The 19140-nt window shown below is 62.1% G+C and carries 14 protein-coding genes and 1 pseudogene; 4 read left to right on the forward strand and 11 right to left on the reverse strand.

The window, feature by feature from the left end:
• Window positions 1-55: 55 nt before the first annotated feature.
• From QUE25_RS11885 to QUE25_RS11925, 9 genes are all read right to left on the reverse strand, one after another.
• Window positions 56-3241 carry an ABC transporter ATP-binding protein/permease gene (locus tag QUE25_RS11885; protein WP_286265248.1) on the reverse strand — a complete coding sequence of 1062 codons (3186 nt, stop codon included), beginning with the start codon at window positions 3239-3241 and terminating at the stop codon, window positions 56-58.
• A 307-nt stretch (window positions 3242-3548) separates the two neighbouring features.
• The gene (locus tag QUE25_RS11890; RefSeq protein WP_286265250.1) at window positions 3549-4193 is read right to left on the reverse strand and encodes a 1-acyl-sn-glycerol-3-phosphate acyltransferase; all 645 of its coding nucleotides are present in this window, start codon (window positions 4191-4193) and stop codon (window positions 3549-3551) included.
• Window positions 4194-4277: 84 nt separating this feature from the next.
• Window positions 4278-4799, reverse strand: coding sequence for a lipocalin family protein (locus QUE25_RS11895; protein WP_286265251.1), 522 nt, complete (start codon window positions 4797-4799; stop codon window positions 4278-4280).
• A gap of 120 nt (window positions 4800-4919) precedes the next feature.
• Window positions 4920-6023 (reverse strand): tocopherol cyclase family protein, encoded by a 1104-nt coding sequence (locus QUE25_RS11900; protein ID WP_286265253.1) that lies wholly within the window; start codon window positions 6021-6023, stop codon window positions 4920-4922.
• Between the two features lie 231 nt (window positions 6024-6254).
• The gene (locus QUE25_RS11905; RefSeq protein ID WP_286265255.1) at window positions 6255-7145 is read right to left on the reverse strand and encodes a substrate-binding periplasmic protein; all 891 of its coding nucleotides are present in this window, start codon (window positions 7143-7145) and stop codon (window positions 6255-6257) included.
• A 48-nt stretch (window positions 7146-7193) separates the two neighbouring features.
• Window positions 7194-7892: an amino acid ABC transporter permease gene (locus tag QUE25_RS11910; protein ID WP_286265257.1), complete on the reverse strand. Its 699-nt coding sequence runs from the start codon at window positions 7890-7892 to the stop codon at window positions 7194-7196.
• A 9-nt stretch (window positions 7893-7901) separates the two neighbouring features.
• Window positions 7902-8624 carry an amino acid ABC transporter ATP-binding protein gene (locus tag QUE25_RS11915; RefSeq protein ID WP_425332773.1) on the reverse strand — a complete coding sequence of 241 codons (723 nt, stop codon included), beginning with the start codon at window positions 8622-8624 and terminating at the stop codon, window positions 7902-7904.
• Between the two features lie 158 nt (window positions 8625-8782).
• Entirely contained in the window at window positions 8783-9385 is a 603-nt protein-coding gene (locus QUE25_RS11920) for a cytidylate kinase-like family protein (protein WP_286265261.1), read from the reverse strand.
• Window positions 9386-9416: 31 nt separating this feature from the next.
• Complete coding sequence (locus QUE25_RS11925) at window positions 9417-10811, reverse strand: aspartate aminotransferase family protein (RefSeq protein WP_286265263.1); 1395 nt, start codon at window positions 10809-10811, stop codon at window positions 9417-9419.
• A 271-nt stretch (window positions 10812-11082) separates the two neighbouring features.
• On the opposite strand from QUE25_RS11925, the pseudogene QUE25_RS14920 reads away from it, so the two are divergent.
• From QUE25_RS14920 to QUE25_RS11945, 4 genes and pseudogenes are all read left to right on the forward strand, one after another.
• Window positions 11083-11304, forward strand: a pseudogene (locus tag QUE25_RS14920) (PucR family transcriptional regulator ligand-binding domain-containing protein); the annotation flags it as partial.
• A 499-nt stretch (window positions 11305-11803) separates the two neighbouring features.
• Window positions 11804-12106, forward strand: a complete 303-nt coding sequence (locus QUE25_RS11935; RefSeq protein WP_286265268.1) for a helix-turn-helix domain-containing protein — start codon at window positions 11804-11806, stop codon at window positions 12104-12106.
• Between the two features lie 185 nt (window positions 12107-12291).
• On the forward strand, window positions 12292-13749 hold the full coding sequence (locus tag QUE25_RS11940) for a catalase (protein ID WP_286265271.1): 1458 nt from the start codon (window positions 12292-12294) through the stop codon (window positions 13747-13749).
• A 219-nt stretch (window positions 13750-13968) separates the two neighbouring features.
• On the forward strand, window positions 13969-15534 hold the full coding sequence (locus QUE25_RS11945) for an IS1634 family transposase (protein WP_286265273.1): 1566 nt from the start codon (window positions 13969-13971) through the stop codon (window positions 15532-15534).
• Here QUE25_RS11945 and QUE25_RS11950 read toward each other — a convergent pair.
• Both QUE25_RS11950 and QUE25_RS11955 read right to left on the reverse strand, forming a co-directional pair.
• Entirely contained in the window at window positions 15427-15996 is a 570-nt protein-coding gene (locus tag QUE25_RS11950) for a DUF3644 domain-containing protein (protein WP_340312699.1), read from the reverse strand. The two genes, QUE25_RS11945 and QUE25_RS11950, sit on opposite strands and share 108 nt — an antisense overlap.
• A gap of 43 nt (window positions 15997-16039) precedes the next feature.
• Window positions 16040-19138 (reverse strand): type III restriction-modification system endonuclease, encoded by a 3099-nt coding sequence (locus tag QUE25_RS11955; protein WP_286265277.1) that lies wholly within the window; start codon window positions 19136-19138, stop codon window positions 16040-16042.
• Between the last annotated feature and the right edge of the window lie 2 nt (window positions 19139-19140).

The raw sequence follows: 19140 nt of genomic DNA on the forward strand, positions 1-19140 counted from the left end.
CTGGCAGGATGCCAAATCCGGCGCGCTGCCGGTCCGGCATCAGTCCCGGTGTCTGCTACTCGCTGCGCAGGGCCTCAACCGGATCCTTGCGTGAGGCCGCCGACGACGGGATCAGCCCGGCCAGGAAGGTCAGAGCCATACTGATGAGCACCAGGATGACACCGGCCTGCCAGGGCAGCTTCGCCACATTGGCGATGTTGAACTTCGATTCGACGATGATGTTCGTCGGGATCGTCAGCAGAATCGTGAACATGATGCCCACTACTCCCGCCACGAAACCGACGATGAGTGTCTCCGCATTGAAGACCCAGCGGATGTCGCGTTTGCTGGCTCCGATGGAGCGCAGAATGCCGATTTCCTTCTTGCGTTCCAAGACCGAGATGTAGGTGATGACGCCGATCATGATCGACGAGACCACCAGCGAGATCGCCACGAAAGCAACGAGCACATAGCTGACGACGTTCACGATGTCGGTCACCGATGACATCAGGGTGCCCACGACGTCGGTGAAGGTGATGACCTTGTCATCATTGCCGGCGTCTTTCATGCGCTGGTTGTAGTTGTCCAGCACATTGATGACCTGGGTCTTGCTCTCGAAATCGATTGGATAGATGTTGATGCTGAACGGCTTCGCGAAATCGGCATAGCCGAGCTTCTGGAGGTTGTTGTCGAAGGTGTTCTGTCCGGTGGTCACCATCGACATCATGAGCTGGGTGAGCTCTTGTTCGTCCAGGTTGAAATGGAAGGCGTTTTGAAACGCTTGAGGATCAATGCTCATGGCGTTCGACATGTTGGTGGTGAGCTGGCTCATCGCGGACTGGATGGCGCTACCGATCTGGGCGCTGAGCGCGGTGCTGAGCTGCTCTTGCAGGGCCGTGCCGAACTGAGCGGAGATCTGGCTCATGAACGTCGTCATGACCTGCTGCATGTAGTCGCTGAGCACGGTCTGCAGCTGCGTCTGAAGGCTGTCCAGGTCGATGATCCCACCCGCTTGCTCGACCAGTTCCTGCCCGGCATCGGAGGCGATGAACAGCGGGAAGTTCGTTTGTGCATCAGTGGGGTCGGCATCATTGCTGATGCAGAAGTCGAGATAGCCGCGGATGAGTTCACCGGCGACTTCACGCGCCAGGTCGGTGTCGACATCGTCCAGACTGAAATCGAGCTGGCCGATGATGCTTGCGATATCCAGTTCGGGCAGCGACGAGGTATCGATCTGCATGGCGGACAGATCCATCGCGGACGTGTCGAGGCCCAGACCGGAAAGATCGAGATTCAACCCCGACAGATCCATCGAGAGCGCCGACTGGTCGAATGTGAAAGCCGCGGCGAGAGCGTTCTCGTCCACGGTCATCAGCGAACTCATATCGAAATCGCTGTTCTGCGGATTTTCCGCCTCGTCGGCGAAGGTGCGTCCGGAAAAGATGTTCACGTCCGGATCGGCCAGCTGCTTCTGGACGATCTGGGTCTGGGCTGCCTCGTTGATCAGGTGGGTGGTCAGATCGGGTGTGTAGTACAGGCCCGGGGTGAGTGCCGTCGCGGTTGTCCCGCTCCTCGGCTGGACGATGCCGGAGATGTGCAGTTCCTCACCGCTGTTCACGAGATTTCGCATGAAATCGGTGTCGGAACTCTTATCGGTCCAGACATTGTAGGTCGGGTCGAACGCATAGTAATCGGCGGCATTCACCATCTTGAACGCCACATTCATGATCTCGTCGTAGCTGAACGTCTTGTTCCCGTCGGTCGGGGTGACGATCGGTTCGTCATTGATCAATTGCTGCACCATGGAGTCCAGTTCGGCGGGATCGCGAAGGCCCATGGCGTACAGCATGAAATCGCTCACCCCGCCGTTGTCGGTCAGCACCACGACGATCTCGTCGTAGCTGGTCGGCCAGTGGCCGGCGACAACGTCGTACTGCGGCTCGACTAGTGAGGTGTCCCCGACCATCTCGTTGAAGACGTTGGTGCTCATGTTCGCGGCCATCAGACTGTTCGCGGACGCGCCGGAGCCGAACCCGAGGGCGGAGAACGTCGTGTCGGGATTCACCTGCCGCACCTTGTCGGTGGTGTCCGGACTGAAGATCTGCGGCGTCACGTTGTACAAATAGTGAATCGCGTTCACATAGTCATTGATATTCCCGCCATTGCCGTCCAGGTATTCTTTGAGCGCGGCGAGATCGTTCGATCCGATGCTGGCGAACATATTCGTCAGCATCTGGATCTCGTGAACATCCCCGTCCGAGCCCGAGGTGTCCTTGCCCGAATCGGGACCCATATCGGACGAAAGAGCAAGCATGGACGTCATGTCCATGCCCTGGCTCTGGATAGTGAGCGGATAGACCGAGAGAGTGTCTTCTTCAATGCTCTTGATGTAGTCATTGACACCGGTGGCCAGCGCCAAGATCGCGGCGATACCGATGATGCCGATGCTCCCCGCGAAGGAAGTCATCAGCGTGCGGCCCTTCTTCGTCATGAGATTGTTGAAGGACAATGCGATCGCGGTCAAGAACGACATCGAAGTCTTCTTGACGTCCTTCTCACTCACCCGCATGTCGCCGGTGGACGGGTCGAACGGATTGGTGTCGCCGACCACGACGCCGTCGCGCAGATTGACGATGCGGTTGGCGTACTGTTCGGCGAGTTCGGGGTTGTGGGTGACCATCACCACCAGGCGATCGTCGGCGATCTGGGTCAGCAGCTTCATGATCTGGACGCTGGTCGTCGAGTCGAGCGCGCCGGTCGGTTCGTCGGCCAGCAGGATCTCGGGATCATTGATGAGTGCGCGGGCGATGGCGACCCGCTGCATCTGGCCGCCGGAAAGCTGATTCGGACGCTTGTTGATATGGTCGCCCAGCCCGACCTCGCGCAGGGCTGTGATCGCCCGCTCCTTGCGTTCGGCGGGAGAAACACCGGACAGCGTCAGCGCGAGCTCGACATTGGCCAAGACGGTCTGGTGGGGGATCAGGTTGTAGCTCTGGAAGACGAAACCGATCCGGTTGTTGCGGTAGGTGTCCCAGTCGCGGTCCTTGTACTGCTTGGTCGAGATGCCATCGATGACCAGGTCGCCGGAGTCGTAGTGATCCAGACCTCCGACGATGTTGAGCATCGTCGTCTTGCCTGAACCGGACGGCCCCAGAACGGCGACGAATTCGTTGTCGCGGAACGCGATCGACACATCGTCGAGTGCCACCTGTGTGAAGTCCGCAGTCGTATACGACTTACGAACATTCGACAGTTGAAGCATGCCCTAGCCTTTCTGGGCCGACATCACCTCGCCAGGATTGCGGGAGCAGTCTGAGCGGGTGCGGCGGCCTTCAGCGCGCGGTTCCGGATTCCTCCGGGACCCTGCCCATGAACCGGATCCCCTCGTCGCCTGCACGTCATCGGCACGTTCGAGCCGATGACTGTCATGTCGTCCGTACCCCCGACATATCGTGGTGATCCCGGTTCTGATGAAACCTGAATGCACGTTCACTTTAGCTTCGGCTGCCAAGCAGGGGACGACCGGTCTTGGGACTGACTACAGGCCCAAACGACTCTCGCAACAGGACCTAGCGCTTGTCCGGATCAGTCGTCGTGGCTGATCCGCCGGCCTCATCGCTCAAGCGAGGTTCGGTGCGCAACTCCGGACGCAAACCCGACTTGTCCGCGTAGAAGGCGCGGATGCGATCCATGTCGGCGGAGACATCCGCAGTGAGCCGGAGGGTCTCACCGAGCCCGCAGGTCCGGCTCGGGCGGTCGACGTAACCGAGCGTGACGGGAACCTGCGCCGCGAGAGCGATGCGATAGAACCCGCTGCGCCAGGTGGTGCCGGAGCTGCGGGTGCCTTCCGGGGTGACCACGAGCACGAGATCCGGATCGGCGCGCATCTCGGAGACCAGGGTGTCCACCAGACCCGCCGGGTTCGCCCGGTCGACCGGGATACCGCCGAGACCCCGCATGATGGGCCGGCGCCAGCCGGCGAACAATGACTTCTTGCCGAGCCATCGCAGCCTCAGCCCTTCGCTCCACGCGATGCAGAGCATGAAGACGAAGTCCCAGTTGGACGTGTGCGGAGCCCCGATCACGATCCGGGAGCCCTCATATCGTGGCGATTCCGGAACATAGGTCCACCGGCTGAGCCTCCAGAAGATCCGAGCGATTCCGCGCCGGATCGGCATCGGTGAGCGTCTGGTGGCCACTGGGCGAGTATTCACGACATGAAGGTAGCAGTGCACCTGGTGATCTGCCTTGTGGCCCGCAAGAATTCACTCCTGCTGGTCAGGACGCCCGGGTGCGGGTCATAAGACGCTGTCGTCCACGGTTTCTCCCGATTGCTCGGGTCTGATCCACTCGCTCAGATCGAAGCCCTGCTCGCGTGCGGCCTCCAGATACTTTGCCTCGATCTCGGGTGGGACGGTCGCCGTGCGTGACAACAGCCACAGGTATTTGTGGTCGGGCGTGCCGACCAGAGCGTAACGGTAGTCGTCGTCGATTTTCAGTACCCAGTAGTTGGCTCGCGCGAAGGGAATCCACCGCAACGACGGGGGCAGGAAGCTCACTCGTAGCCGGCCCTCATGCCCGTCGTCGGGAACGGCACGGCCGATAGCCTGGCTCGGCTTGCCGTTGTCATCGAGGCAGCGGTTGTCGACCCGAACCGTGCCGTCGTCTCGCAGTGAGTACTGGGCAGTGATGTTGCGGGCATGAAGGTCCTCGAACCGCAGTGGCAGCCGGCCGATCTCGAACCAGCGGCCGAGGTATCGCTGGAGGTCGAGGCGCTCGACCGAGGTGACCTGCGTTTCCGCAGGGTGGGTGTCGTCCATGCGAGTTCCTTTCGACGCTGAGATGATCCCCACGCTACCCGCCCCCACAGCGCGGCCCACGAGGCGCAACGGCGACCCGCTACGCAGTCCTGACTTGCGCAGACCTGACTTGCGGGCCGGTCACTTCTTCGAGGCGGCGAATGCTGCCGCTCGGTCGAGTCCACCGTGCTCCAGTCCGGCCAGCCCGGATTGCCCGGCCCAGACCTGCCGTTCGTGCCGGCTCACCTCGACGCGGAGGTGTCCGGTGAGGTGCTCGATCGCGCCGGGGACCGCGCGCCGTTGCCCGACCAGCGGCACCGGCAGCAGGTGGGCATCGCTGAGCGGGGCATGGGCCTGGACGCTGACGGCCCAGCCGAGCGAGCGTCCCTCCAGAACCCAGTGCTCATCGCCGACGTCGGCCCGCACCGGTGAGGTGACCGGATTTCCCAGCCGCAGCAGCCGGCCTCCGGGCAGCCGTACGACGAGCCCGGTCACCTCGGTCTGCAGCGGGCCGGCGACGACCTGGCCGCCGGCGAAGGCCACACACGCGTCGGGCTCGGAGAAGCCTTGTGCCTGACCCCACCACCAGGAATCGGGAAAGCCGGCCCGGCCCCAGTTCTTCTCGCCGTAGACCTGAGCGTCGGAGAAGTCCCAGCGGTGGTCGCCGGCGAGCACCGTCCCGGACGCTCGTCCGCCCAGCAGCCACGGGTGCCAGTACTGATTGAGTCCCGGGATCAGCTGAAACCAGCTCGAGCCGCCGAACGGCCGATGGGAAGGCCAGCGGACGAGCCCGTCCAGGCCGATGTCGAGGCGGGCGTCGGCGCCGAGATCGACCACGACTCGCCTATCCGATCCGAAGAAGGATGCCTGCGGATCGGCCGCTCGCGCCCCCAACCCGCCGCGTCGGGCCTCGGCGCCGGCGATGATCGCCTGACGCCAGAACCCGTCGGAGGTGCCGAGCCCGGCCAGCGCCCAGCAGCCGGTGTCATCGGTCTGGATCCCGATGAGCGCGATGACGACCCGGTGGGTCGCAGGATCGGTGATCCGCCAGTAGTAGCCCTCCATGGCGACCCCGTGGGCCCGCTCGGGGCGTCCGAACGGCCAGTCGGCGCCCCAGCCGCGGTAGCCCAGCCCAGAAGAGCGGTGCCTGCCGGCCGGACGAGCAGGTTCGCCTCCGACCGGCGGCGAAGTCGGAGCCGGGCGGGATGCCAGGTCGGGCTGGGATTGAGGAGTGTCGGCTGCCATGCCTGATCCTCCCATCACATCGGCCCACGAGGCCGCGGTGCGTCGAGCGAGCCACTCTCTCGGCGTCGAGTGCCCCTGCGGCATGGTCTTCGTTTCGCCGCCCAGCCACAAAGAATCGCGGCGGCTCCCGAACCGGTGGGAGCCGCCGCGATTTCTTGGTAGTTGCGGTGGAACGGCGTGAACGTGGATCGTGGTGAAGAACCTGAACTCAGTTCACTTCACATTCTGGGTTTACTTGACGTTCTGGGTCTTGCCGTCCTCGACACCGACGAAGTAGTCCTCCGACAGACCGAAATCGGTGAGGATCTTCAGCAGCGTGCCGTCCTCCTTCATGTCGTTGAGAGCCGCGTTGACCTCGGCGAGGAAGTCCTCGTCCCCGAAGCGGACGGCCGAGCCGATCTGGCCAGCGGCCTCCGGGGTGTAGGGAGTCACCAGGCGGAGGTTGAGTGAACTGTCCTGCGCGAGGGTGTAGCCGGCGACGATACCGTCGGTCACCACGGCATCCACCTTGTGCAGGTTCACGGCGGTCATGAGGTTGGACTGGTTGTCGTAGGACACCAGGTCGCCGATCTGGCCCGCGTCGTGCCAGGCCTGCGCGGTCTCGAAGAATGCGGTCCCGGGCTGGGCGCCGACCGACTTGCCCACGAGGTCAGCCTTCGACTGGATCGGCGAATCCTTGGGGACAACGAGTGCTTCGCCTTCCTGGTACCACTTGTCGCTGAACGCGGCGACCTGAAGGCGCTCGTCCCGGACATACATGGCGTCCACCACCATATCGATATTGCCGTTGTTGAGTTCGACGAGCAGGTTGGAGAAGTCGATGACCTTCATCTCGGTCTCGGGGATCCCCAGCCGCTTGTTGATCTCGGTGAGGATGGCGATGTCGAGACCCGACAGCTCGCCGGTGTTGGCGTCGATGTAGGAGAACGGTGCATCGTTGGAAGAGCCGATGATGATCTTGCCGCGGCTCTTGATCTGGGTCAGCAGGGCCGACTCGCCGGCTACCGAAGCGCTGTCGGCGGAGGTCGGGGTCTCCGTGGTGATGGTGCAGGCAGACAAGGCGGTCAGCAGGGCTGTGAGAGCGACCGCCGTCGCAATGCGGCAGGAGCGGAGGAGTTTCATGATGACTGCTTTCGGTTGGGGCCCGTAGGGCGCTGGAACATCGGGGATTTATCGGGGCCGTTGGAGTCTGTGCTCGAGGTATTTGGCGGCCTGGGACAGTGGGATCGACAAGACGAGATAGACCAGGGCGAGGATGGTGTACGCCTCGACCGTGAGGAAGGTCTGGGACGCGAAGGTCCGGGTCCGCAGGAGCAGTTCCTGGACGGAGATCATGGCCAGCAAGGACGTGTCCTTGATCATCATCACGAGGTAGTTGCCGAAGACCGGGATGGAGTTGCGCAGGGCCGGCGGAATGATGAACCGGAACAAGACCTGGGCCTCATTGAAACCCAGCGCGAGACCGGCCTCCCGTTGCCCGGGATCGACCGCGACGATCGCGCCGCGGATCACCTCCGACAGGTAACACCCGTAGTTGATGGCGAATCCGATGATGCCGCTGGTGCTGGCTGCGATCTGCACGTTGATGTTCACTCCGAACAACATCGAGGCAAATCCGGCGATCAGCATCGGAACGACGTAGTAGATGTAGAAGAACTGGACGAGTAGCGGGGTTCCCCGGATGATCTCGATGAAGCCGATGAGGATGACGTTGAGGACCCGGTTGTGGGACAGCCGTCCGATCGCCAGCACCAGGCCGACGACAAGCGAACTGAGAAACCCGACGATTGTGATGTAGAGGACGATGCCGACACCGTCCAGCAGGCTCGGCGCCAGGGCAGCGAATGCTCGGCCGAAGTGGAGTTCCATGTCGTCCCCCTAGAGAATGCGGGCCAGGAAGGCCCGGGTCCGGTCGTTGCGAGGGTTGCCGAAGATCTCCTCCGGCGTCCCCTCCTCGACGATGTAGCCCTGGTCCATGAAGATCACGCGGTGAGCAACCTCGCGCGCAAACCCCATTTCGTGGGTGACGACGAGCATCGTCATGCCCTCGCGGGCGAGTTGCTTCATGACGGCCAGGACATCCCCCACGAGCTCCGGGTCGAGGGCTGACGTGGGCTCGTCGAACAGCAGCACCTCGGGTCGCATCGCCAAAGCCCGTGCGATGGCAACCCGCTGCTGCTGGCCACCCGACAAGGTGTTCGGGTAGGCGTCGGCCTTGGATTCCATGCCGACCTTGCGCAGGTACTCCATGCCCTGGAAGTGAGCGGTCCCCCGCGGCAGCCGCAGCAGCCTTTGTGGCGCATAGGTCACGTTCTCCAGCACCGTTTTGAGGGGGAAGAGGTTGAATCGCTGAAACACCATGCCCACCTTCTGACGGTAGGAGGGAGTGTCGCGGCCCAGCCGGGTGATGTCCTGGCCCTCGAACAGGATCGCGCCGTTGGTGGGCCGCTCCAGCAGGTTGACACAGCGGAGCATGGTGCTCTTGCCGGATCCGGACGGGCCGATGACGACGACAACCTCGCCGCGCTCGATGTTGATGTTGATGTCGCGCAGCACTTCCAGGTCGCCGAAAGACTTGGATAGGTTCTTGATCTCCAGCATGCTCATGCCGTCGCCTCCTTCTCGGCAGGTCGCCGATGGTGGGATTGCTAACAATGTGCGGGTTGGCCGCATTGGGGCGTGCCTCTTCCTGGGGACGGAAAGCGGGCTCTCCGGGTTTGTTGGTGCGGCGTCCCGGGCGCCATCTTCAGCAGTCCGGACTAGGAAAGGCCGAACCTGGCGCGGATCAGATAACACAGGGCGTCGCAGGTGCCGTCGATTCCCAGCAGGCTGGAATCCAGCATGAGGTGTTTGTGGTCTTTGTCGGCCACGGAATAGCCGCAGTAGTGCCGGTGGTAGGACTCGCGTGCCTTGTCGACGGCCGCGATGGTCTTCTTGGCATCGGGGATCGTCATATGGAGGTGTTCGACGCAGTTGCGCAGCCGCTGGGGATAGGGTGCGTAGACGAAGATCTTCATCACCTCCGGGCGCTCCTCGAGGATGTGATCTGCGCATCGTCCGACGATGATGCACGGCCCCCGTTCGGCGAGGTTGAGAATGACCCGGCGCTGAGCGGCGAAGACCGCGTCCTGGAGGGCGATCGTGCCGGTGCCGAGGGGTTCACTCATGCTGAAGAACGCCGGACGCGCGCTCTCCTCGGCCTTGGTGACCGTCGAGACGGGAAGCCCCATTTCCTGGGCGGCGAGCTCTACGATGTCGCGGTCGTAGTAGTCGATGCCGAGGCTTTCACTCACGGTGCGTGCGATGGGACGCCCCAGGCTGCCGAACTGACGAGCGAGTGTGACGACGAACCTTGATGACATCTGTGGTCCTCCTTTCGTGTTCGGGATGTGGTCATGCGGCGCCCGGTGTGGATCCGGCGGTCTGCGGCACGCGGGGGACAGATGCCTCCAACGAGGCCTCGAGGATGTCGAGGCCGGCTGCGATCTGGGCATCGGTGATGACGAGGGGAGCGAGGAAGCGGATGACGTTGCCGCAGGTACCCGCGCTCTCGATGAGTAAGCCTCGGGAGGCTGCTTCGGCGATGAGATCGCGGACGAGTTCGGGGTAGGGCTCCTTGGTCGTCCGGTCCTTCACAAACTCGAGCCCGATCATCGCACCCAGGCCGCGGATATCACCGATCACATCGAAGCGCTCGGCCCACGCGCGATAGCGCGCGGTAACGATTGCGCCGATCTCGATGGCGCGGCGGGCGAGCTGGTCGCGTTCCATCACACGCAGCACCGCCAGCCCCGCGGCGCAAGCCACGGCGTTCCCGCCGAAGGTGCCTCCGATGACCCCCGCCGGGACGGATTCGGTGATCTCTTCCCGCGCGATGATCGCGCTCAGTGGCAGGCCCGCGGCGATGGACTTGGCCGTGGCCAGGATGTCGGGCCGGATGCCGGCCTCGGCCCAGTAGTCGCTGGCGAACAGGCGGCCGGTTCGGCAGAAGCCGCTTTGCACCTCGTCGACGATGAGCAGGATGCCGTGGCGATCGCAGATCTCGCGCACCGCCTGCACCCATTCCAAGGGAGCGGGGATGAATCCGCCCTCGCCCTGCACCGGCTCCACGACGATGGCAGCCACGTATTCCGGCAGCGAGGCCTGCTCGAACACCTGCTCCAACGAGCTGAGGTAGTAGGCGATGGCGTCGCTGCCCTCCAGGCCTGCGGGGGCGCGATAGAGGTTCGGGAAATCAGCCCGGTAGACACCGTCGGGGAATGGGCCCATTCCCCGGGCGTAGGCCTTCTTCGAGGTCATGGCCATGGTCAGCAGCGTGCGTCCGTGGAACGCACCGGAGAAGACGATGATGTTGGGGCGCCCAGTGAATGCCTTGGCGAGCTTCACGGCGTTCTCGTCGGCCTCGGCGCCGCTGTTGGTGAAATACGCGCGGCGGCGTTCGCCACGGATGGGAGCCCGGGAGGCCAGCGCCTCGGCGAGTTCGACGTAGCCGGGATGGGTGATGATGTTGGCCATCGCGTGCAGGTAACGGTCGGTCTGTGCGTGGATCGCGGCGAGCACATCGGGGTGCGAGTACCCGACATTGAGGACGCCGACGCCGCCGACCCAGTCGACGAAGATGTTGCCGTCGACGTCGGCGACCATGGCTCCTTCGGCCCGGTCGATGACGACGGGATAGTCGCATCGGATGGCGCTCGGTACGGCTTGAGCGCGCCGGGCGATGATCTGAGCTGCCTGAGGCCCGGGGAGCACCTTGGTGACGATCTTGGGAAGTGCGTTTCGCAACATGGTGGTAACTCCTGTGGTGTAGAGAGCCAGTAGACCGTGGGGTTTGCGTCCTAAATCCAGTATCGAAGACCACTCTCGATCTGCCTAGGTATCGCGAACACCAAGCCGATGGACGACATTTGTACGCCGAATACAAGGAGTTTCGATTGGCGTTCTGGGAAAGGGGTGCTGCGTGGAAACCGTCGTTGGTACGTTATATGAGAGGTCTCGAGAGAAGTACTCCGTGTCGCTGCTCGGGGGTGAGAATGGCCTAGCCAACTCGGCATCCTGGGTGTACTTGGCCGAGGATATCGGCAACGTTTCATTCCTTCGCGGAGGAGAGTTCGTCTTGACCACGGGGTTGTTCGTGAAAGCAGATGTCACGCTGCGTGACTTTGTGGAAGCGCTCGCTCTGCGCGATTGCAGCGGCGTTCTGGTGAATATTGGCCCCTATCTGACCGAGCATGATCTGACGCAGGATATCTGGGATTTCTGTGATGCCAACAGCCTTCCTCTTTTCGTCATGCCGTGGGAGATTCATCTCGTCGACATCATGCAGGAGTTGTCGGCGATGCTCCTGCAGGAGCAGCAGCGGATGACCAGCCTGAACGCTGCCTTTGAGGCGGCGTTGTATCAGACGCCGGTACCGGAGGTCGTGCTCCAAGGCCTGCGGCATTTTGGGTTCGAGGAGCACGCTTCCTATCGGGTTGCGGTGATCCACAATCTGGCGATTCCGGCCAAGGTGTCCTCGCCGCTGAATCGCCGCCGGATGCGTTATCACCTGTTTCGTCACAACAACCTGCACGTGCTCATTCACCGCATCGATCAACAGTCGCTGTCGCCGGATGAACTGGTCGACCTTGCGTGTTACTGCGATGCGGTCTCGATGGGGGTGAGCGGGCCGGTCGACGGCTTGCATCAGCTCGGAACCGGCTACCGCAGGGCGCGCTTCTCGTTGTCGATGGCCGAATTGTGGCAGCGCTCACCCGTTCGTTGGCTTCGAGGAGATGGGCATGCTCCAGTTGCTGTTCGGGGTCTCGGACCTGTCGTTGTTGGAGGACCTCTGCGATCACTACCTCGGCCCGCTGGAGGACTACGACCAGCTGCACGACACCGACCTCGTCCATACCTTGAAGGTGTTCCTGATCTGCGACTGCAACCTGGTCGAGACCGCGCTGCGCCTGCCGGCGCACCGCAACACGGTGGTGTACCGCGTCCGCCGGATCAAGGAGGTGCTTCAGCTGAACATCGACCAGGCGACGGTGAAGTTCAACCTCCTCCTGGCGCTCTACATCCGCGAGTACCTGTCGATGTGAGGCAGCGGGTCTGGAGGGATTGCCGGTGCCGGCGCGCGGTATTCGCTAAGGTGTCAGTGTCAACCAGCGCATGTGATCGGGACCGGGGCTGATCTGGGTGACTGGTCAGCGTTGACCGTGTGCTGCCGCCCCTGATTTCGGGCCGACATGGCTAATTCGGCAGGTATTCACTTGAAGGAGAGATAATGACAACCCACGATCCGGCGATTCCCTCGACAACGGAATCTGGTGCGCCTCGCGAATCCGATGCACATTCGTTGAGCGTGGGGCCCGACGGCCCGCTCATGTTGCACGATGTAGCCCTCGTTCAGAAACTTGCCCGCTTCGACCGCGAACGGGTTCCGGAACGTAGCCCGCACGCAAAGGGCTCCGGCGCTTTCGGTGAGTTCGTTCTCACGCAGGATGTTTCCGCATACACCAAGGCCGATTTCCTTCAGCCTGGCCGGCGGACGAGGACGCTGATGCGTTTCTCGACCGTCGCCGGCGAACTCGGCTCCCCGGATACCTGGCGGGACGTCCGCGGCTTCGCGATGCGTTTCTACACCCAGGAGGGAAACTTCGATCTGGTCGGGAACAACACGCCCGTCTTCTTCGTGCGTGACCCGATGAAATTCGCCGATTTCATTCATTCGCAGAAGCGCCTGCCTGACTCGGGTCTGCGCTCGAACAACATGCAGTGGGATTTCTGGACACTGTCGCCGGAGTCCGCGCACCAGGTGAGCTACCTCATGGGGGATCGCGGGCTTCCGAAGACGTGGCGCAATATGAATGGCTACTCCTCGCACACCTACATGTGGATCAACGCGGCCGGGGAGCGCTTCTGGGTGAAGTATCACGTCCACACCGATCAGGGTGTGGAGAACATTACGAACGCGGAGGCAGCCAAACTCGCCGGTGACGACGCAGACTTCCATCGCAGGGATCTGTTCGACGCGATCGAACGCGGCGATTACCCGAGCTGGACGGTGAGCGTTCAGATCATGCCGTACGCCGAGGCGAAGACCTACCGCTTCAATCCGTTTGATCTGACCAAGGTCTGGTCGAAGAAGGACTACCCGCTGCACGAGGTGGGACGCATCACGTTGAACGAGAACCCGACGAATCACTTCGCGCAGATCGAGCAGGCAGCGTTCAGCCCGTCCAACATGGTGCCCGGAACGGGAGTGTCGCCGGACAAGATGCTGCTTGCGCGGGTCTTCTCCTACCCGGACGCCCAACGCAATCGGGTGGGCACGAACTACAACCAGTTGCCCGTGAACGCGCCGGTGGTGCCCACGAACTCCTATGACAAGGAGGGGCAGATGCAGTACGACCACAGCGGCGCAGCGCCGGTGTACGCGCCGAACTCGTATGGGCGTGCCTACCAGGACGAGCAGGGTCCGGTCGAAAACGGCTGGGAGTCCGACGGTGAACTGATTCGATCCGCCTACACGCTGCACGCCGAGGACGATGACTTCGGTCAGGCGCACACCCTGGTGCGCGAGGTGTTCTCGGAAGAGCAGCGGGAGCGCTTGGTGGAGACCGTCGTCGGCGCGCTCGCCGGGGTCATGGAGCCGGTGCTGTCACGCGTCTTCCAGTACTGGAAGAACATCGATCAACAAGTCGGTGAGGCGATCGAAGCCAGCTATCGCGCCGCCAACTAGGCGATGGGCGGGAGTCGCTACGGCGGCTCCCGCCCGGCTTTTCTAACGCGTCTGTTCATCGGCCGACGGTGTCGTCGCCGCTGCTGAAGCCCGGGATCGGTCGCTGCCTCAGCCCCAGACCTGACTTCCACAGGTGGGCGTGTTTCGTGATTGTTTGTGCTTGTCAGGGGCTTGCGGTGGGTGGTTTTGGGGCACTAACGGGCGGTTAGAATCGGGCTTGTGAGCCCGTATCTGCGGAAAGTGAAGACCCGGTCTGGTGCGACCGCGGTGCAGATCGTGGAAAAGAGGCATGGCCAGCGAGTGATCGTGGAGCATCTGGGGTCGGCCCATACCGACGCCGAGCTCGCGGCGTTGATGCGGGCCGGCCACGACAAGCTTCACGCCGGCCAGCCCGCCTTGGAGTTGGGTATCGATCCCCACGGCGTGCCGGTGGGTGCGGTCGCGGTAGTCGCCGGGACACGATCGAAACTCCTGATGGATGCGATCCGGGCCTCCTGGGGCCGGCTCGGGTTCACCGTGATCGATGACGAGGCGTTCTTCCAGCTGGTCGCAGCCCGGCTCGTCGAGCCGACCTCGAAACGCGACAGCATCCGGGTGATCAACCAACTCGGCATGCACGCGTTCCACGAGAACACCTTCTACGCCGCGCTGCGTCGTTGCATGGCTGGTGACTACCGCGAACAGATCGCGAAGGCCTGCTTCACCCACGTGTGGACCGACGCTGGCGGGGACATCTCCTTGCTGCTCTACGACGTCACCACGCTGTATTTCGAGGCCGAGAACGAAGACGATCTTCGCAAAGTCGGCTTCAGTAAAGAGCGTCGTGTCGATCCGCAGATCGTGGTCGGGCTGCTCGTTGACCGGAGCGGGTTCCCGTTAGAGATCGCCTGCTATGAGGGTAACAAGGCCGAGACTGCCACGATCATCCCGATCGTCAAAGCGTTCCAAGACCGTCACCAGATCACCGACATGGTCGTGGTCGCCGACGCCGGCATGTTGTCCGCGACCAACCTGCAAGCCCTCGACGATGCCGGGCTCCGGTTCATCGTCGGGTCCCGGGTCACGAAAGCACCCCACGATCTGGCCAAGCATTTCTGCTGGCACGGTGACCACTTCACCGACGCCCAGATCATCGACACGATCACGATGCGCCGCACCAAACCCGACCCGGCCAGGCTCGACACCTGCGACGAGCCGGTGTGGAACCCCCAAGCCCATCCGCTAGCGTGGCGGGCGGTGTGGCAATACTCCCGCAAACGGGCCGTCCGGGATCAACACACCCTGACCGCGCAGCAGAACCGGGCCCAAGCGATCATCGACGGCCTCCACCCGCCCCGTAAGGCCAGATTCTTGAAGACCAGCGGGGCCACGCTCACCCTTGATCACACCAGCCTGGACCGGGCACGCCGACTCACCGGCCTGAAAGGCTACGTCACCAACATCACCGTCGACACCATGCCCGCCGACCAGGTGATCTCGGCCTACCACGAACTGTGGCACGTCGAGCAATCCTTCCGGATGTCCAAAACCGACCTCGCTGCCAGACCGATCTTCCACCACACCCGCGACGCGATCGAAGCCCACCTGACCATCGTGTTCACCGCGCTCGCGATCGCCCGCGACCTACAGGCCCGCACCGGCTGGAGCATCAAACGCATCATCCAAACCCTCCAACCGCTACGCCACGTCACCATCACCATCAACGGTCACCCGATCGAAGCCCAACCCGCCATCTCCGACAACACCCGAGAAATCCTCAACACCCTCGGGATTCCCGAGCACTAAACCTGTGGAAGTCAGGAGGCTCGCTCCCGGCCCAAACCGCCGTACCAATTCTGACTCAAAGTTGATAATGCAGGCGTGAGCTTCGGCTGCCGTCGCAACAAGGACCGAGTCTTGATAGCGATGCTCGACATGGTTACGCAGGCCGATGAAGAATTCGATATTCTTCCGGATCGGATCGTTATCCTTGAACTCGTGTTTCAGGCACTGGCTAAGATCCCATGTCTTCTTTGAGTCATCGGGGTTGCGCTTAAAGGTGCGCCGCTTGTCATTCTCTCTATAGAAGATCTCAACCTTTCGGCGCATCCGATCAGCGTGCATCAGGTTCTGCCATGCCAGGTGAATGTGGACTATGAAGTCAGCGAAGCTGCGTCGGTCACCCGGGCGATTGTAGAAGTCGATCGCCACCAGCGCTTGTCGACGTGCTTCCTCAAGGGTGTGCTTCCACGCTGGGGGTCTAGCCATGGATCAACAGACTTTCTGTCGAGAGTCGGAGCGGGACAATGAATCAGGCGGTAACCAACTGCATCAGCTCTGTGTAGTCGGTGACGACGTCGTAGGTGACGTCGCGCCCGTTCTTCTTGTTGAGGGAGGCAAAGAACTTGCGGGCGCACTCGATCTTTGCGTCCTCGACGCCCTTCAGCTGGAGAGTTGAAAGTGAACCCTTGGTCTCCGCGACGAAGTAGACATGCTTGACGCTGCCTTCCTTGAACGCGATAGCCCAGTCCGGGTTGTAGTCCCCGACCGGAGTTGGGATGAAGAACCCGCGCGGGAGCTTCGCGTAGACGGCGACCTCGGTGCTAGTGTCCAGCTCGTTGACGAACGCACGCTCGATCTTCGAGTCGGTCACGACGTAGTCGTAGATGTGCTTCGTGAGCTTGGTACCCGCGTGGGTGAGATCTTGCTTAGTCTGGTTCTCCGTGAAGATCGCCGAGTCGAACGTCTCGTCCAGAGCGTCGTACGCGAGGTGCTCCACGATGACGGTGGCCTTCTGCTCGTTGATCAGCCGGGCAGCCTCGGTGATGAACTGTTCCGGGTTCAGCCTGAACTTCCCGAACGTATCCGGTCGGACGCCCTTGAGGATCGCGGCGACTGTACGGCGGGTCAGCTTCGTCTTCTCGGCGATCTCCCCGAGAAGGTCGTACTTCACCTGAGAGCCAGCCGTCACCGTCTCGGTCACGGTCTCCGTGGTGGAAACCGCGAATCCTGAGCCCTTCGACAGGTCGTCGGCCTCCAGCTCGTCACGCTGCTTGCCCGATTGGATGACGTACTGCATGGACGCGACGTTGAGATGCTTGTCCATGTGGTCGACCGCCTTGCGGATCAATTCGTCTGAGTCGAACTCCACCTGGTAGACCGCCTTATGGTTGATCCGACCCCACAGGCTCTGGAACTCCTTGCGCGCGAAGTTGGCCTCGTTAAGGGGGATCTTCTTCGGCTTGCGGTCATCGACGGGCTTGGGTACGTCGATGTACAGGGAGTCGACCAGCGGCCAGACGAAGTCCACCACCGGACGCAAGACCTCCGAGGTGGGGACAGCGAGCGTCCCTTCAGCCTTGGCCTCCTTGTAGGCGGGTGTGATGTGACCGTCGTCGTCGATGTAGTCGTTGCGCGCCAGATAGTTGTAGATGGACCGGGCCAGTTGCTCCTCCACGACCGACTCGCCTGCGGTGGTCTGGATCGTCTTGCCCGTGAAGAAGTCGACACTCGCCTTGCGCGGACGCGCCGCCAAGGACTCCGAAATCTCCTTCTGGAGCCCATCGACGAAGTCCGTGTAAGACTCGTCGGTCACAACTGTCAGCTCATTGATGTCATGAACCCGAGCGCCCACAGTAGCCTCGTCCATACGCTCACCGTGCTGGTCGACAGCCAGCCGGAGTCCTCGCCCGATCTCTTGGCGTCGCGACACCGTGTTGTCGCTCTTCTTCAGCATCCCCATCACGAACACGTTCGGGTTGTCCCATCCCTCCCGGAGGGCCGAGTGGGAGAAGATGAACCGGACCGGCTCGTCGAAGGAGAGGAGCCGTTCCTTGTCTTTGAGGATCAGGTCGTAGGCGTCGATGTCGGTGGACTGACCCTTGTCATCGCCGCGCCCGGAGACCTTGCCGTCCACCTGGTGCTTGGTCTTCTTATCGATCGAAAAGTAGCCCTGGTGGATCTCGCGCACCTCGTCACGACGCAGGTAGGCCTGATAGGCGGCGGTCGCGTCATCGAGGGCCAGCTCGCCCAGGACCTCGTCGCGGATCAACGCGTATTCTTCCTCGAACACGCGTGCGTACTCGCCGAGGGTGTCCTCCCGGGAGTAGTCGCGGTACTTCGCGACTTCGTCGATGAAGAACAACGACAGCACCTTGATACCTTGGGCAAACAATTCGCGTTCCTTGTCCAGGTGGGCACGGACCACCTCCCGGATCTGGATGCGCCGCTTCGTCTCCTCCGTGACATCGCGGTCGGCAAGCTGCCCGGCGAAGACCGTGTCGCCATTGCTCAGCTCGATCACGTCGCGGTTCGCATCGATATCGACGACGACTAAGGACTTACCGTCAGGCCGGTAGGCCTCCAGCCCGTTCGACAGGTCATGGAGGTTCGTGCCCTTCTCCACCCGCTTGACCTGCCGCTTGATGCCCGTCTTGGTCTGGACCTCGATCTCCACTCGGGCCCGCGGTAGCACGCCCTTTGCGATCTCGATGCCCTCCACGTACAGGTAGGCGGCCGAACCGGCCAAGCCCTTCACCGTGATGCCCCGCACGGCGATCTTCTTGACCAGCTTCTGGTTGTAGGCATCCAGCGCGTCCAAGCGATGGACCTTGGTGTGCTCAACCTTGTGAGTGGCGGAGTACCGCAACATCATCAGCCCGTTGAAGTTCGACAAGGCGTTCAGTGATTTCTCCGCGCTGATCTTCTGCGGTTCGTCGATGATGACGATCGGCCGGTTCGCGGCGATCACATCGATGGGCTTGCGTGACTGGAAGTCGTCCAGGACGTCGTAGATGCGGCGGTTGTCCTTGCCCGTAGCGTTGAAAGCCTGGATGTTAATAATCATCACTTGAACACCTGCATCCGAGCTGAACCGCTCCAGCTCATGCAGTTGCGATGAGTTGTAGACGAAGGACCGCGGCTTGGTGCCATACATCTGCTGAAAGTGGTCAGCAGTGACATCAAAGGACTTCTTCACGCCTTCTCGGATCGCTATCGACGGCACCACGATGATGTACTTCGACCAGCCGTACCGCTTGTGAAGCTCCATGATCGTCTTGATGTAGACGTAGGTCTTACCCGTGCCCGTCTCCATCTCCACATCCAGATTTGGTGCATGCAGCGCCGCCTTGCTGTCCCTCAACTCCGTCGAAAGCGGAAGATTCCGAGTCCGTTGGACCTTCTGGACGTTCGATAGCAACTGCGCGTCGTTCAGGACGATCTCAGCGTTGCGCAAACCCGAATCCGGTCGCTCGTCAGTCTCAAACAGGGCAGGAGCTGCCACCGGACTAACCTTGCCCGGGTCAATCCGGTACGAGATTCCCTCGTGCTTCGGCTGCCCCTCGAACACCTCGACGACTGCGTCGACCGCATCCGTCTGGTACTGCTGAACCTTGAACTGGAGCTTCATAT

The organism is Brooklawnia propionicigenes (assembly GCF_030297015.1).
Taxonomy (GTDB): Bacteria; Actinomycetota; Actinomycetes; order Propionibacteriales; family Propionibacteriaceae; genus Brooklawnia; species Brooklawnia propionicigenes.